Origin of the sequence: Solibacillus sp. CAU 1738, assembly GCF_039888725.1 — a bacterium.
GTDB lineage: Bacteria > Bacillota > Bacilli > Bacillales_A > Planococcaceae > Metasolibacillus.
In genome coordinates this window covers 569909-585505 of record NZ_JBDQQN010000001.1, presented here as the reverse complement: position 1 = coordinate 585505, position 15597 = coordinate 569909, and the positions used below count along the sequence as shown (strand labels likewise).

At 35.6% G+C, this 15597-nt stretch carries 19 protein-coding genes, 1 pseudogene and 1 other annotated feature (1 of these 21 running past the window's edge); of the genes and pseudogenes, 8 read left to right on the top strand and 12 right to left on the bottom strand.

Annotated features, from left to right (window positions below):
• The first annotated feature begins 122 nt into the window (after positions 1-122).
• Entirely contained in the window at positions 123-836 is a 714-nt protein-coding gene (locus AAFN87_RS02970; RefSeq protein WP_481886436.1) for a helix-turn-helix transcriptional regulator, read from the top strand.
• Positions 837-957: 121 nt separating this feature from the next.
• The gene (locus AAFN87_RS02965) at positions 958-1197 is read left to right on the top strand and encodes a DUF2626 family protein (RefSeq protein WP_347789489.1); all 240 of its coding nucleotides are present in this window, start codon (positions 958-960) and stop codon (positions 1195-1197) included.
• Between the two features lie 206 nt (positions 1198-1403).
• On the opposite strand, the gene AAFN87_RS02960 is transcribed toward AAFN87_RS02965, so the two are convergent.
• Entirely contained in the window at positions 1404-2048 is a 645-nt protein-coding gene (locus tag AAFN87_RS02960) for an MBL fold metallo-hydrolase (RefSeq protein ID WP_347789488.1), read from the bottom strand.
• Between the two features lie 167 nt (positions 2049-2215).
• Here AAFN87_RS02960 and AAFN87_RS02955 point away from each other — a divergent pair, with 167 nt between their 5' ends.
• On the top strand, positions 2216-2395 hold the full coding sequence (locus tag AAFN87_RS02955) for a DUF2759 domain-containing protein (RefSeq protein WP_066163721.1): 180 nt from the start codon (positions 2216-2218) through the stop codon (positions 2393-2395).
• A gap of 173 nt (positions 2396-2568) precedes the next feature.
• Here AAFN87_RS02955 and AAFN87_RS02950 read toward each other — a convergent pair whose 3' ends face one another.
• From AAFN87_RS02950 to rpmG, 4 genes are all read right to left on the bottom strand, one after another.
• Positions 2569-4464, bottom strand: a complete 1896-nt coding sequence (locus tag AAFN87_RS02950) for an LTA synthase family protein (RefSeq protein WP_347789487.1) — start codon at positions 4462-4464, stop codon at positions 2569-2571.
• Positions 4465-4855: 391 nt separating this feature from the next.
• A complete protein-coding gene (locus tag AAFN87_RS02945; RefSeq protein WP_347789486.1) occupies positions 4856-5056 on the bottom strand; it encodes a YqgQ family protein in 201 nt (66 codons plus the stop codon).
• Between the two features lie 5 nt (positions 5057-5061).
• The gene (locus AAFN87_RS02940; RefSeq protein ID WP_347789485.1) at positions 5062-5640 is read right to left on the bottom strand and encodes a 5-formyltetrahydrofolate cyclo-ligase; all 579 of its coding nucleotides are present in this window, start codon (positions 5638-5640) and stop codon (positions 5062-5064) included.
• 68 nt (positions 5641-5708) lie between these two features.
• Positions 5709-5858 carry a 50S ribosomal protein L33 gene (gene rpmG, locus AAFN87_RS02935; protein WP_008408521.1) on the bottom strand — a complete coding sequence of 50 codons (150 nt, stop codon included), beginning with the start codon at positions 5856-5858 and terminating at the stop codon, positions 5709-5711.
• Between the two features lie 161 nt (positions 5859-6019).
• Here rpmG and AAFN87_RS02930 point away from each other — a divergent pair, with 161 nt between their 5' ends.
• A complete protein-coding gene (locus AAFN87_RS02930; protein ID WP_347789484.1) occupies positions 6020-6451 on the top strand; it encodes a hypothetical protein in 432 nt (143 codons plus the stop codon).
• The gene (locus tag AAFN87_RS02925; RefSeq protein ID WP_347789483.1) at positions 6451-6951 is read left to right on the top strand and encodes a hypothetical protein; all 501 of its coding nucleotides are present in this window, start codon (positions 6451-6453) and stop codon (positions 6949-6951) included. Before AAFN87_RS02930 ends, AAFN87_RS02925 begins: the two co-directional genes overlap by 1 nt.
• 121 nt (positions 6952-7072) lie before the next feature.
• Here the strand turns inward: AAFN87_RS02925 and AAFN87_RS02920 are convergent, their stop codons facing one another.
• Positions 7073-7951 carry a LysR family transcriptional regulator gene (locus AAFN87_RS02920; RefSeq protein WP_347789482.1) on the bottom strand — a complete coding sequence of 293 codons (879 nt, stop codon included), beginning with the start codon at positions 7949-7951 and terminating at the stop codon, positions 7073-7075.
• 135 nt (positions 7952-8086) lie between these two features.
• Here AAFN87_RS02920 and AAFN87_RS02915 point away from each other — a divergent pair, with 135 nt between their 5' ends.
• Positions 8087-9301: an MFS transporter gene (locus tag AAFN87_RS02915; protein WP_347789481.1), complete on the top strand. Its 1215-nt coding sequence runs from the start codon at positions 8087-8089 to the stop codon at positions 9299-9301.
• A 23-nt stretch (positions 9302-9324) separates the two neighbouring features.
• Here AAFN87_RS02915 and AAFN87_RS02910 read toward each other — a convergent pair whose 3' ends face one another.
• The gene (locus AAFN87_RS02910) at positions 9325-10173 is read right to left on the bottom strand and encodes a DegV family protein (RefSeq protein ID WP_347789480.1); all 849 of its coding nucleotides are present in this window, start codon (positions 10171-10173) and stop codon (positions 9325-9327) included.
• Between the two features lie 256 nt (positions 10174-10429).
• On the opposite strand from AAFN87_RS02910, the gene AAFN87_RS02905 reads away from it, so the two are divergent.
• Positions 10430-10876 carry a MarR family winged helix-turn-helix transcriptional regulator gene (locus tag AAFN87_RS02905; RefSeq protein WP_347789479.1) on the top strand — a complete coding sequence of 149 codons (447 nt, stop codon included), beginning with the start codon at positions 10430-10432 and terminating at the stop codon, positions 10874-10876.
• A complete protein-coding gene (locus tag AAFN87_RS02900) occupies positions 10873-11343 on the top strand; it encodes a glutathione peroxidase (protein ID WP_347789478.1) in 471 nt (156 codons plus the stop codon). The genes AAFN87_RS02905 and AAFN87_RS02900 overlap by 4 nt, the downstream gene beginning before the upstream one ends.
• A 182-nt stretch (positions 11344-11525) precedes the next feature.
• On the opposite strand, the gene AAFN87_RS02895 is transcribed toward AAFN87_RS02900, so the two are convergent.
• The 5 genes and pseudogenes from AAFN87_RS02895 to trpE all read right to left on the bottom strand — a co-directional run bounded on the left by AAFN87_RS02895 (position 11526) and on the right by trpE (position 15351).
• Entirely contained in the window at positions 11526-11954 is a 429-nt protein-coding gene (locus AAFN87_RS02895; RefSeq protein WP_347789477.1) for a universal stress protein, read from the bottom strand.
• Positions 11955-12109: 155 nt separating this feature from the next.
• Positions 12110-12646 (bottom strand): hypothetical protein, encoded by a 537-nt coding sequence (locus AAFN87_RS02890; protein WP_347789476.1) that lies wholly within the window; start codon positions 12644-12646, stop codon positions 12110-12112.
• A gap of 214 nt (positions 12647-12860) precedes the next feature.
• A complete protein-coding gene (locus AAFN87_RS02885; RefSeq protein WP_347789952.1) occupies positions 12861-13232 on the bottom strand; it encodes a carboxymuconolactone decarboxylase family protein in 372 nt (123 codons plus the stop codon).
• Positions 13233-13388: 156 nt separating this feature from the next.
• Positions 13389-13984, bottom strand: a pseudogene (locus AAFN87_RS02880) (aminodeoxychorismate/anthranilate synthase component II).
• Positions 13981-15351: an anthranilate synthase component I gene (gene trpE, locus AAFN87_RS02875; protein ID WP_347789475.1), complete on the bottom strand. Its 1371-nt coding sequence runs from the start codon at positions 15349-15351 to the stop codon at positions 13981-13983. Before trpE ends, AAFN87_RS02880 begins: the two are co-directional and overlap by 4 nt.
• 52 nt (positions 15352-15403) lie before the next feature.
• Positions 15404-15597: a binding site (T-box leader), on the bottom strand (it continues 6 nt past the right edge of the window).

The window sequence follows — 15597 nt, the reverse complement described above, 5'->3', positions numbered from 1 at the left end:
TGAGCAAGTTTACTTTAAACAGTCACAACTTCTAACATTTTTCTACAAAATAACATGTAAAACATCCTTAAATACCCTATAATAAATGTAATTGTTTTTTATTTACACTAAATTATGAGGTGATGATCTTGCTACATCCATTAAAAATTACAAGTACTCTAGCCGATGAAACGCGTTATCAAATTTATGAGTATATGTTAAAACATAAAAAGAATTTCACCGTACAAAACATTGCCGATGAATTCAGTATCCATCCTAATGTAGCCCGTCTTCATTTAACAAAACTACATGAAATCAATGTAATTACCGCGGATTATGTAAAAACTGGTAAAGGCGGTAGACCAGGTCGTGTTTATAAAACTACTGAACAGGGAGTTTCATTAACATTCCCTAAACGAGATGAACCACTTTTATTAAATTGGTTATTACAATTAGTTGATACACTTGGTGAAGAAGCAATCGAAAAAGTACAAGAAATTAGTTACTCAGATGGTCATGCTATGATGAAAACTATGATGTTGTCGAAAGAAGTGAGAAGTAATGCGCAAACTTTTGATGAAAAAATAAAACTGCTGACAGATAGCGCAGCAATGATTGGTTATACTCCAGTTGTTGAACAAGTTGGCAATGTTAAAAAAATACAATTTGTTATTTACAATTGCCCTTTCCAAAATCAATTACCAACATATAGCAAAATATCATGTTTATTACACGAGTCATACTTACGCGGGCAAGTTGACGCATTATTTTTAAGTAGTGAATTTTTACAAATTGGCAGTATGATCCACGAATGCGACGTTTGTACATATGAAATTACTGTTCCTAATAATGAATAATAATTAAAGTCCACTTGTTTGTCACAAACTGACTTTAAGTAGCGGTTTACATTCTTAACTACAATCATTTATAATATATGGGAGACTATTGTATTTGCATGTAAAAGGAGGGGAATCTTTCATGAGTAATATGTATAAAGTTATGGCTTTCTGGACAGGTATATTCGCCGTTATGTTCTACCTTGGTGGTATGAACGAGGTTTCGCTATTATTCGTAGGTAATACTGGTTTGTTCTTATTATTAGGCTTCTTAAACCTTTCAGAACGTATGTACATGTACATTTTCGGTGCTTATCTAACTGTTTTCTTTGCTGGGTTTACGTACTATACAACATTTATGCACACACCTGGCGGACATTAATACATAAAAAACCGACTGACTATTCAGTCGGTTTTTTATTCGTTAAGAAAACAATAGATTTTTACTTAATACTCGTTGTCGTTAAGCTACAGCGCAATCGTCTAGAGGTTATTTCGCCCCCTCCGGCAAAAGTAGTAAAGCTCTACTGTTGATTTGGACTCTCCAGCGCTCAACATATGTAAATGAGCACTTTAGCGCATTTGTTCTTAGAATCCGTTTAAAAATGGATTCGTTTCCATTTCAGCTGCTGGTGTTGTATATTCACCATGACCAGGATAGATTATAGTATCCTCAGGTAATGTCAGTAATTTTTCATGTATCGATTTTAGTAACACTTTCATAGAACCTTCTAGCAAATCTGTTCTACCAACACTACCTTCAAATAACGTATCCCCTACGATTGCAAAGCCATCCTCTTCAAAAATAAACGATATACTTCCTGGTGAATGTCCCGGCGTAAATACCGCTTTAAATTTAAAACCACTTAAGTCAAACTGCTGTTCCTTACGAATAATATGTGAGTCCTCAGGTTCTCCTACAATATAATTAAGTAGCTCCGCATACTTAACAGAGCCATTTTTCATTGGATCACGCAACCAGCTAATCTCCTTCTCATGTACATACAAAGGCAATCCAAAGGCTGCTCGTACTTCATCAACCGCACCAATATGGTCAAAATGCGTATGTGTTAAAAAAATTGCAAGAGGCTTTAAACCATTGACCCGAATTTCTTTAATAATACGAGTTGCTTCCTCACCTGGATCGAATATTAAGCAATCCTTATTTTTATTACTAATAATATAACAATTCGTTTGGACTGGACCCAAACAGTATTTCCTTACATTTAACATGCAATCACCTCCAATCTATTATACAATGCTCTAGTAAATTTGATATGGAAGAAGTTCAAATAAACGTCATTTTTTCCACTCGACAAACGTTTAATTAAAATATACAATAGAAGAGGAATATTGTTTGCGACATTCATTTTCGGATGTCGAAAGGAGTGTCTTTTTTAATGAACTTATTAATGGTTATTTTTGGTTTAGTAGCTATCTTTGCTGTAGTAGGCACATTCCAAGCAATTAAGGAAAAAAATCTTCTAGGTATCGTTTTCAACCTAGGTGCAGCGGCTATCTTCGGATGGTTCGTAGTCATGACAGTTCTTAATGCTGGGTACCCACCTAAATTGCACTAATAGCTAAAAAAAGACGAGTTGCCACTATGGTAACTCGTCTTTTTCTATTTTTGTTGTAAATTTTTTCTCTAAATTACTAATAAATATTCTGCATCTGCTCATAATAATCAGGAATTTAGCATCATGTTCTTGCTACTTAATAACAAAAAACAGGAGGCGTATAGCCCCCTGTCCTATTTCACAGAACCTTGAATTAAGTTCCCTGTTTTATCATCATAGAATCGCAGTAAGTCTCCGTTTATGATGGCATCTGAATAATCTAATTCAGCTGTTGCATTTTCAATATACGGCTTACATGCATTGATATCAGTTTCTTCTCCAGTTGCGCGATCATAACAAACTTCACTTGCATAAACAACTTTATCAGTAATAAAGCGACCATCGCGGAAAATAACTAGATTTTCATGATCTTCTGAGAAAAGATCTGAACCAAGCTGCATATCTTTTGAAGTGTCAATACCTAATAAATGTAAGATTGTTGGACGAATATCAATTTGCCCACCAACTTCATCCACCACTTGCCCATCATTTGAACCTGGGATATGGATGAATAACGGTACTGATTGTAATAGCGCATTATCATATGGAGTAATCTCATCTTTTTCTAAATACATCGCCATTGCTTTATTATGATTTTCTGAAATACCGTAGTGATCACCATACATAACAATAATTGAGTTTTCATATAAGCCTTGCTCTTTTAAATCCTCGAAGAATAACTTCACAGCTTCGTCCATATAACGCACTGTTTGGAAGTAGCGATTTAACGTTCCAGAATTAGATGTGTATTCATCTATCATAATGTCTTCTGGATCTAAATAGAACGGGTAGTGATTTGTTAATGTAATCATACGAGTATAGAACGGTTGTGGCATTTCTGACATTAACTGTGCAGACTGTTCAAAGAACGGGATATCCTTCATTCCCCAGTTTACTGCCTCACCCTCACCTACATTATACGAATCTACATCGTAGAACTTATCAATACTCAATGATTGATAAATCATATCACGATTCCAGAATGATTTATTGTTCGGGTGCATTACGCTAGTGAAGTAACCATTATCACCAAGGCTTTCTGCCATTGAGTTATAAGTGTTACCGCCATGCGTAAAGAATACCGCACCACGTCCTAATCCGAATAATGAATTTTCTACAATAAACTCAGAGTCAGACGTTTTACCAAGACCTGTTTGATGGTAGAAATTGTTGAAATAATACGTATCTTTATCTTTTGTTAATGAATTTAAAAACGGCGTTATTTCTTGACCGTTCATTTCATTATTAATTACAAAGTTTTGCAATGATTCAAGAGAAACTAAAATCACATTACGTCCAGCATACTTCCCGAACATTTCTACATTTGGCTCTGCTTGATTAGCACGGATATAGTTATTTACTTCCACTAGCTCACTGCCATCCGCTAGCGCTCTTTGTGCTGACGATTTTGACTGAATATATAAATCATACAAATGGTAGTTATACATACCAATATTTTTAACTAATAATTCACGGTCAAAGCTACGTGTTAAAAGCTGTGGGCGTTCTGTTTCAGCAAGCCCTAAATTTAATAATAAAATTGCTACTGAAAGAACGAAATATACACTTCGAACTTCTTTTCGAATTGTAATTTCCTCTTTGAATTTCGGTACCAATTTTAATAATACGAATAATAAGATGACATCTGCGAAAAATAAAATATCTGATACGTTTACAATCGCAGCGGCTGAAGTACCTAAATCACCGAAATTGCTAGTTTGGAACAATACAGGGAGCGTAATAAAGTCATTATAGAAACGATAAAACGCGACGTTCCCATAAAGAACAATAGATAAAAGCAAGCTCACTATTAAAATATAACGATTTCGACTTTTCGCTTTTTTGAAAAATAGCGATATTCCATAAGCAAAAAGCACGAAGCTCAATGGATTTATGCATAAAATAAATAGTTGCATGCCATTTTCTATTTTCATATCAAAGCTAGTGTGATATACGATCACTGTTTTGATCCATGTTGCAAGAACTGCAAAAGCTAATATCGAATGTTTAGGCCATTTAAAAGATTTCATTTCCTTAACATCCTTTCTGTATTCCGTTAAATAATGTAGCTTCATATGCTACAATTTCTAAATTGTTTCGATATTGTAAAATAAATATTATTTTCTCGATAACATCTCGCATCGAAACAAAATATATATTAAGCCTTTTTAAATCAATTAGCAATATAAAATACGTCCGAATTTAATAGGCAGAATATTTTAGAGACTTACGTGATTTTTACTTTCCCTTTACTTAGTACGTTTTAATATATAAAAGGTTTCATAAAATAGTAAAACAGCGGACGAGTCCACTGTTCACAAAGGATAATGTCATTTAGCCTTTGCGAAAACCTTCCAAAGAACAAGACATGTGTCAAAAATATTTTTTAAAATGCACATTCAATTATACAAGAAAACAAAATTATTTTCCAGTAGTAAGTCTCGTAGCTTCTTGGCGAAGTAGTAAAAGTGCCATTTGATAGTCCTGCGTTTCAAGAACACGTGCTTTATATAATTCACGAATTTCGTCTTCCATTAGTGATAAATCTCCAAGACGGTCAGTTGTGTAAATATACGTGCCATATTGCTTCAATAAATCATATATATCAATCATTGATTTCATGTACATTACTCCTTTCGATTTGCTACACAATTTATGCGACCAGTTTCTGTAATTATAGTATGAACGGGCAAATCATGTGTTTCTGTAGGTACATGGTTAACAAGCTGCTCTTTGAAAGCAATAGCTATTAATTTGCCGTTATAGCCTTGTAAATAACGATCATAATAGCCTCCTCCATAGCCTATGCGATATCCCTTTTCATCAAAAACGATTCCTGGCACAATTATTGTATCAATATCTTCTTTTGCAATTAGCTTTGTTTTTTCAGTTATCGGCTCTTTTAAATCCATATATACCGTTTCAAGCTGATTAAAATTTCCAATTGCATAAAATGACATTTCTCTTGTTTTTGGATGACATTTCGGCACTGCAACGGTTTTGCCTAGTCTCCATAATTCTTCAACAATCGCAATAGTATCAACTTCTGGGAATGCTGAAATTGTAACAGCAATCGTTTTCCCTTCTATTATAGAAGGCTCTTTTAATAATTGCTTTCTCATCATAAATGAGCGCTCTTGATATTGTTCATTTGGTATATTATTTATTACCGCTCGTACTTGTTGACGAATTGTATGTTTATCCATTTGAAATCCTCGCATTCTCCCTAAAAGTAAAAAGCCAAAACCACGAGTGGCTTTGGCTAATTGAGCGATTACTTTGTTTCACGGTGAAGAGTGTACTTCTTCTCGCGAGAGCAATATTTTTTAAGTTCAAGACGCTCTGGATTGTTACGCTTGTTCTTTTTAGAAATGTAGTTACGTTCGCCGCAATCTGTGCAAGCTAAAGTAATGTTTACGCGCATCATTAACCCTCCCACTCTAAATCAAGAATTCTAATTAAATTTGAGCATGATTTATACGACTTACCCATTATAACATAAACTAAAAAAAAATCTAGCATCATTTCTTATTAAGTTTCATTATGTTAAAATGAATGAAAGTAAAAAGCATGATTGGAGAGAAGATGGTGGATTTATCAGTAATCATTATGATTGTCGGCATACTTTGTATCATTATATCCTTCTTCTTAAAAGATTCGTCAAAACGAGTAGAAAAAGAAGTAGAAGAGCTGTCAATCAGCATTTACCAAGAAACGAATAATTTAAAACGTCGTCTGAAAATTGTCGAGGAAGAATTATTACTTGAACCAAATTTTCAAGTAGGAGCACCCAAAAAAGCTACCACGTTCCAGCAATCTGCAGCACAAACATATGTGGCACAACAGGCTTCACCTACATATATGTCGGTTTCATCTCCTAGTAAACCGATCAATAGTATTTTAATTAGCCAAGTTCTTGAATTAAATAAACAAGGATTAGCTATTTCTGAAATTAGTAAGCTTTCGACATTGGCAGAGGAGCAAGTTCTTCAAATCCTCGCTACAGGAGGACACTAATGAAAAAATCATTACGTGCATTTGGGGTTGGCGTGTTTTTAGTTGGCGCTGTTTTAACTGTAAGTAATTTTGGCAAAACAGCAACATTTAGCAGCTCCAATTCTGACGAAAATGCACAAAAAGAGATTGCTGCACTGGAAAAGCAACTTGCATTAGCAAATGCTGAAATTGCAAAGTTGAAAAACGCTGAAAGTATAGATAGAGCAACATCAAATAGCCAAACAGCAAATGCAACAGAAAATACTAGCTCTTCTTCTAAACAAGAAGATAATAAAAACTTCAAAACAGGTACTATTATTATTTACGAAGGCATGACTTTATATGATATCGGCAAACAAGTTGAAGATACAGGCGTACTAGAGAATGGGCGTGAGCTTGAATTATTTTTATCTAAGCCTGAATATTCTAGGTCTATTCAAAAAGGGCAATTTGAGCTAGATTCTAATATGACTCTCGAGCAAATGTCTCGAATTATAACAGGGAAGAAAGTAACACAATAATGCAACAAATGAATCGTCTCTATTTTCGAGACCGGTTACAGACTGTAGATAACTCAAAGGATTTTGAGTTGCCTACAGTCTTTTTTCCATATCTAGCTTAAAATCACGCACGTATTTTAAGTTATTCCTCAAAATATGCTCGTAAATAATTGATAAACTGATCTGTCACCGGACTCATAAAGCGAGTTTGCAAATAAGCTAAACCTATTTCACGCTTACAATTTTCCGCATCCACAGATATGACATGTACATTATATTGCTCAAGCCCTTTAATATGCGGGATAAGCGATACACCTAGACCACTTTCGACAAGCCCCGCCACAGTATGAATTTCTTCTCCTTCAAACGCAACATTGAGTGTTAGCCCTTCTCGTTTATACAAGGTATCAACTGTTTTCCTTAGTGAGTTACCTTTTTTTATAGATATAAATGGTTCTTTTGCAAATTCTTTAATCGAAACACTCTTTTTCGATGAAAGCGAATGCTGCTTCGGCACAATTAAAAATAATTCCTCATCCCATAGCTTTTCCCAATGGATGTCGCCGCTCATATCAAGAGATGCAACTAAGCATATATCTAATTCCCCTAAAGCTAGTTTTTTCAGCAATAGGCCAGAATTATTTTGCGTCAGCTGAAATCGCATTTGTGGGTAAACGGTTTTAACATCCGTCATAAGCGCTGGAATTACTTGCAAGCCGAGTGTATGCATAAAACCAATCGAAACTTCGCCCTGTCCTGGTGCGATTAAATGTAACAAATCCTCACGTGCTTGATCATACTCTCGCAAAATCACCTCAACTCGCTCTAAAAAAAATTGCCCGTAACGGTTTAAATGAATAGAGCGACCATTTCGATAAAATAGTTCTACACCTAAACTTCTTTCAAGCTGAGCAATCGATTTACTAAGGGCAGGCTGTGTAATATGTAGCTGTTCAGCCGCGCGAGACATATTTTCAAGACGCGCAACAGTACGGAAATAAATGAGTGGTTGCATTTCCATTTGTGCATCCCCTTTATAACTTTTTTTTATAAGACACATAAATACAATGAATTATCTTTATATAGATTTGAATACTATAATTAACGATAACGTAATGTTCAAAAAACTGTCAATATTCGAAATGGGGATTTCACCATGAATTACATACAAAAAGGAACTAAAGAATTCACATTAACTAACTTAGCTTTATTTGCAGCTGGTTTTATTACATTTGCAAATTTGTATTTAACACAACCTTTACTACCACAGTTTTCAGAGCAATTTGGTGTGTCACCAGCCGTTGCCAGCTTATCGCTCTCCGTTGCGACCATTTCACTGGCCATCAGCTTATTAATATTCGGCTCACTGTCAGAAGCATGGGGACGTAAAAGGCTCATGACGATTTCCATAATTGCTACTTCTATATTAACTATTGCGCTCGCCTTTTCACCTACATTTGAAGTACTCCTTGCACTGCGCATTGTACAAGGTTTCGTTTTTGCAGGTGTACCAGCAATTGCTATGGCTTATTTAGGAGAAGAAATGGACCCTTCTAGTCTAGGAATAGCAATGGGACTTTATATAAGCGGTAATTCTATCGGTGGATTGACAGGGCGTATTATTATGGGAACGATGACTGATTTATTTAACTGGCATATCGGAATGCTTGCAATTGGGCTTCTTAGTTTAATTATTTGTGCCTATTTTGTTTGGGCATTACCAGCATCCAAACACTTTACACCACGACCATTACAAGTTAAAGAGTTAACAAAATCACTGTTGCATCATTTTAAAGATGCAGGTTTAATATGTTTATTTGTAATTGGCTTTTTATTAATGGGTTCTTTTGTGACGCTGTACAACTATATTGGCTATAAATTACTTGCCCCTCCTTATAATTTAAGCGCAACATTAGTAGGGTGGATTTTTATTGTGTATTTAGTAGGGTCATTTAGTTCTACTTGGTTCGGTAGTTTAGCTGATAAATTCGGACGTCAACGTGTTCTATATGTAGGTATAGTTATTACACTAACCGGTGCCTTGTTCACATTACCAACTAGTTTATTTGTCAAAATTATCGGTATCACGATTTTTACATTCGGTTTCTTCGGGGCACATTCAACTGCTAGTAGCTGGGTCAGTAGGCGAGCTACAAAAGATAAAGCACAGGCATCCTCACTATATTTATTTGGATATTATACAGGCTCAAGTATTGGCGGAACGGCTGGTGGGTTTTTCTGGGTACACTATGGTTGGGCTGGTATAGTAGGATTTATTTCAAGTTTCCTGTTTATTGCTATTGGTTTAACGTTTACTCTTATGCTCCTAAATCGCTCAAAAAATGCTTCGGATATAACAAAATGCGCCTAGGCTAGTTACCTAAGCGCATTTTTTTAATTACGTACCCAACTAAGACCTAATGTCCCCTCACCAGCATGTACACCTACACATGCTGACAATGGTAATACCATAAATTTAATGTCAGCATATTGTTGTTGTAATCGTTGTAACCATTCTTTAGCACCCTCTTCATTATTACAATGAATAACTGCCACTTCGGATACGTCTGATTTTTTACGTGCTTCATCTAGTAAATTCTCAACATATTTTTTTGCGCGTTTATCTGATCGCACCTTATCTATCATTTTACAATAACCATTATCGAATGAAATAACTAGCTTTATATTTAATAATTGGCTTAATAATGCAGCTGTACCTGATACGCGTCCGCTTTTATTTAGCTGGGCTAAGCTCGCCGGAATAAATGCTAGCTCTGAACGCTCCGTCATATTTTCCAATTCTTGTACAATTTCCTCTACTTCTTTCCCTCCATTCGCCAATTGCATACCTACTTCAAGCATTTTCATCATAGGAAATGACCCAATTTTCGAATCGATTGGATAGCATTTAAAACCTGCTTGCTCACTTGCCATAAAAGCACTAACATAAGTTCCTGATAATTGTACCGAAGTATGTACTGCAATAGCACAATCATAGCCCTCTTGCTTAAGTTTTTCATATAATGCAACATGTTCACCAAATGCAGGCTGAGAAGTTTTTGGATGTACTTTTGCAGCACGCAATTTTTCGTAAAACTCATCATTTGTCATATCGACCGTTTCACGTAACGAGCCTTCTTCAAATACTATGTTTAATGGCAATACATGCACATTATGCTGCTGTATAAATTCCTTTGTTAATAATGCTGCTGTATCAGTAACCCATGCAATTTTCTTTGCCATTTAAAATCCCCTTTATAATGTTTCTTTTTTAGAAATTCATATATGTAAACACTACAAAAAAACACTATTTTTATTAAGTGACAGTTGTCATATTGACCTATTTTTTCAACACTATTCGACATATTCCTGACACTTTTCGCTCGTTGAAAATGCTTTCATTTTACATTATTAAATACATCGTCTACGATATATATAATAAAACTTCTGTTAATTGGGAATCCCTTCAGTAAATTTGTGAGAAAAAGGTGATGATGTCATGACAACTTCTAAATTAAATACACAGCTTTGTTTTGAGGTGTATAAAGCTGCAAACCAATTTTCTAAGCTTTATGCGAAAACATTACTACCGTATGAGCTGACATATCCGCAATATTTAGTACTGCTCACACTATGGGATGAGGACGGTCTAACGAGTACAGAAATTTGCGATCGTATCGGAGTCAGTATTGGTACGTTGAATCCCATTTTGCAAAAGTTAATTGATAAAAAATGGCTTTATAAAACACTTTCTCAAAAGGATAGAAGAGCCTCTATACTATCATTAACAGACAAGGCGAAAAATGCAGAAGAAGAAATCCAAACACAAATAATGGAAAAAATGTGCTGTTTTGATTTTCTACCTGAGCAAGGACCCGAGCTTAAACAAAAATTACAAGAGTTAAATGCATTTTTATCGATGATGAATCGGGAGGAATCACTATGACTATTTATAATATTGAAGTAAAAAGCGAAGATGGTGAAGTGTATACATTAGAGCGCTATAAAGGAAAAGTAATGCTTATTGTAAATACGGCTTCAAAATGTGGGTTAACTGGGCAATTTGAAGATTTAGAAAAACTGTATAAGAAATATGCCGATCAAGGTCTTGTTGTATTGGGTTTTCCTTCGAACCAATTTAAGCAAGAAGTTGCAACGGGTAGTGCAGCAGCTTTAGCTTGTCGTTTAACATATGGTGTTACTTTCCCGATGCATGAAATAGTCGCTGTAAATGGTAGCAATGCGCACCCGTTATTTAAATTACTAACAGAAGAAACTAAAGGCATTTTCAGCAAAAATGTAAAATGGAACTTTACGAAATTTTTAGTGGACCGCGATGGCAAAATCGTAAAACGTTTCGCACCGACAGATAAACCATTAAAGTTTGAAAAGGAAATTGTTACTTACTTATAGAAGCTCTAAGCTAGAGAGGGTATAATTTCGGGTTTTATTGAGGCTGTTTCGGATTTTGGGATTCTATTGACCATATTCCGGATTCTATTGACCTTCCCTAGAACGAGACTAATATTTAACTAAACGAAAAACAAGCGAAGGACAAATTCACACTGAATGAGTCGCTTCGCTTATTTGCAATATTATGATGAACGTACTACTAATACATCACATTTAGCATGGCGTACAATTTGCCCTGATACTGAACCAAGCACCATCTTTTCTACTCGATTTAAACCAGTGGCGCCAATAACGATTAAATTAATATTTTGTTGCTCTAACAAAATTACTTTTGGAGAGCCTAGTTCAACCTTCGTATGTACATGAGCAACTCCGGCATCCAAAGCCTTCACTTTCAATTGTTCAATCATTTCTTGACGCTCTTTTTTCACTCGTTCTGCGTACTTCAAATCATAAGCCTCAATCGATCCAAATGAACGTGTATCTACAACACTAATTAAATGTAATCCAGCACTATGTTGTTTTGCAAGTGCCACTGCGCGCTCAAAAGCTACAAGTGATTGTTGTGAAAAATCAACCGCCACTGCTATATTACTATATTGAGTATTCAACGTATTCAACCTCCTCTATATAGTATTTATTATAACAAAAATAAGGGTATTATTAACAAATAGTGTAGAATATATCTAATAGTTAACGATTTTTTTCCCGAAAATGACTTACTTGTTCAAAGTCCTCAAAAACAATCATCAAAATCAAAAGATCATCATTCAAAAAGCCTGTTTAAATTATTTAATAAAAACTCTTTACCAAGTTCATCAAATACAACTTGATTATATGGCCTTCCGTCGTAAAATCGGGTTATCATTTCAATTCCATAGCTTGACGAAATTTCATTTGTAACTGTTCTTTTTCTACCATCTTCATTTACAGTCTCACTTAGTATTGCTAGTTCTTTTAATTTTTTACTAACTATTGCTCCACTTAATTTTTTTGTAAATAATGGGTCAATCACTTCATTCACAGCAGCAGCAAAATCATTAAGCCCTAATTTACCAGTAGGCAGTTGAATTTTGGCTATTTGTTCTTCCGTAATAATAAATCTTTTAGGCTTTCCAATAATTTTACTATTGCTAATTTCATCATTTAAATAATTTACTAAATAAAACAAGGATCTAATAATCTTTGAATCATTCAAAAAATGACTAGAATCAATTTGTGATTGATCGATTGGATTTACCCCATTCGCCAACTTTTCTATAATCATCTTTGCTTCTAGAAGTTTCGTTAAATCTTCTTTCAATTATTTCACCTCATTATTATATTTTTTATTGAAGTCTTAATTTAATGGGAATCATCCCAACTAATGTTAATTATAAGAAGTTTATTTACTTACTTCAAGGTAATAAAAACAATTAGGTATACTAGCTGACTGTATTTTGCATTTCCTACGAGAACATGATTACCTATAAATAACTGCCTCATAAGTTTTTACTTACAAGACAGCCTACTTTGTCCTATTCTCCAAATACTTCCTGTGCAATTAAAAGTGCATTTTGCACGCGAGGGAAGCCAATATACGGTATGAGCTGTAACAATGCCTCGACGATTTCCCGCTGTGAAAGCCCCGCGTGTAAGCCGCGCTTTATATGCGTTTTTGTTTGCGGTGCAGCTCCTTGCGTAACTACTGATGTAATGACGACTAATGCACGACTTTTCACGTCTAAACCTTCGCGTGAATAAATATCACCATAAGCAAATTCTACAATCATTTTACGTAAATCAGGTGCAGTAATCGCTAACGCATCATAGTCTACAAGCTTCGCCGCCTCTTCCTCTGTTACATATTGCTTTAATGTTTCTAGCCCTCTGTCAAATCGATTAGTCATCATTCTCTCTCCTCCTAAATATTATTACAACGATTTTATGTCTACTTCGTCTAGTTCGAATTCTGCTACACGTGAGTCCAGTAATTGATCTAGCAATGGCACGACTTACATTACTGAATCTTGATACAACTTGGCTCAATCACGGCCATAGCAAATTTATCTTTCGGTATTATGAACCTCTTCGTACAGCGTTTCTAAAAATGTACTGACCATTTTTCTTCCTTCTTTTGTCCCAATTGACTCAGGATGGAATTGCAAGCCGTATAAGGATACTTTTTATGCTGAATCGCCATAATCTCACCGTCATCTGCAGATTTTGCAACAATTGAAAACTCCTCGGATAAAGTCGCCTCATCAATAACTAGAGAGTGATAGCGCATTACTTCCACATCGTTTTGTACATTGATCAGCAAGCCTTGATTGTCATGCTGTATCATACTCGTCTTTCCGTGAATAATATTTTGCGCACGAATAATATTTGCTCCAAATGCTTCACCAATCGCTTGATGGCCTAAACAAATACCTAAAATCGGTAGCTCTTGATAAAAGTTTTGAATGACTTCAATTAAATTTCCAGCCTCACTCGGTTTACCTGGTCCAGGCGAAATAATGATTGCCTGCGGATTTAACGTACGGATTTGATCAATTGATAGTTTATCATTACGTATAACTTGCACTATATGCCCAAACGAGGACAGTTGATGGTATAAATTATAAGTAAATGAATCGTAATTATCGATTAGTAAAATCACTTTCGTACCTCCAGTAATGCGCGTGCTTTATTTAAAGTTTCCTCATATTCGAAACTCGGAATAGAATCATAGACAATACCTGCTCCCGCTTGCACATAAGCCTTCCCATCATTAACGACCATCGTACGAATCGCGAGCGCTAAATCCATATTACCTGTCGTTGAAATATACCCAATTGCGCCTGCATAAATGCCACGCTTTTTTTGCTCAAGGGCATGAATAATTTGCATTGCGCGTATTTTTGGTGCACCTGAAACTGTTCCTGCAGGCAGGCTTGATGCAAGTACATCCACAACATGAACTTCATCTTTCAGCTTACCAATTACTTCTGATACGATATGCATCACATATTTGTATTTTTCTATTACCATATAGCGACTAACGCGGACAGAGCCGATTTCACAAACCCGCCCAATATCATTTCGCCCTAAATCGACTAGCATGCGGTGCTCTGCAAGTTCTTTTTCGTCTTGTAATAGCTCGGTTGCAAGAGCATTGTCTTCTTCAGGTGTATTTCCACGCGGCTTTGTTCCAGCAATAGGATTAGTTGTAACTACCCCGTCCTGTACTTTTACTAAGCTTTCTGGTGATGTACCAAGTACTGTATACGCGCCGAAGTCCATATAAAACATATACGGAGAAGGATTAGTTGTACGCAGCTTGCGATAAAGTGTGAAAGGATTACCACTAAATTCGGCTTCAAATGTTTGTGACAATACAACTTGAAAAATATCTCCGCGTTTAATGTGCTCCTGTGCCGTTTCCACCATTTTAGTAAACTGTACTTCATCAATTGTAGATGAAAACTGGATTTCTACTTTGGCATGTTCGACTTGAGGAACCGGATTTTTAATTTGCTGCTCTAACACGTCAAGCGCCATACTCATTTGCTCTTCCGTCCGACCACCAAATAAATCAATGGCAGCGAGCGTCACGGTTTGTTCCAAATGGTCAATGACAATAAATGTATCATAAAAATATATATGGACATCCGGCATATTGTACACATCATTCACGATTTCACCGATTTCTTCAAAATGAAAAGCCGTTTCATAGCTAAAATAGCCGATTGCCCCACCAAAAAAAGCAAATGGATAACTTTGTTTACGAATCGGTAATATTTGCTTTAAGCGCTCTGTTACAGAAATGGCAAACACTTCTCCATTATAAATTGATGTTGTACCGTCTCCTGTTAATTCACCAACTGGATTCATTGCAATAAAGGAAAAGCGTCCACTTTCTTTATATTTTGCATTTGATTCAAATAATACTTTGTTCTTGCCTTCCAAGCTTTCATAAATACTAATCGGGGTGTATGTATCCCCTCGTAGCTTTCTCATTACATAATCTCTCATCTCAACTGTCATCCTCAACTATCCTCTCTCAGCTCATTTTGCACACAAAAAGGCCCCCCGTTCATTAAAGGACGGAGAGCCGTGGTGCCACCTTTATTGACTAATAATTAGTCCACTCAAAATCTCGTAACGTGAGCATGACGGCAAGGCATTTCCTCCCTGCAGCTAGAAAACCCATTCATGAATTACTTGCACTAGCTTTCACCCACCGCTAGCTCTCTTTAGCAAAATAACTCATTACTATTTTTTCATTATCGC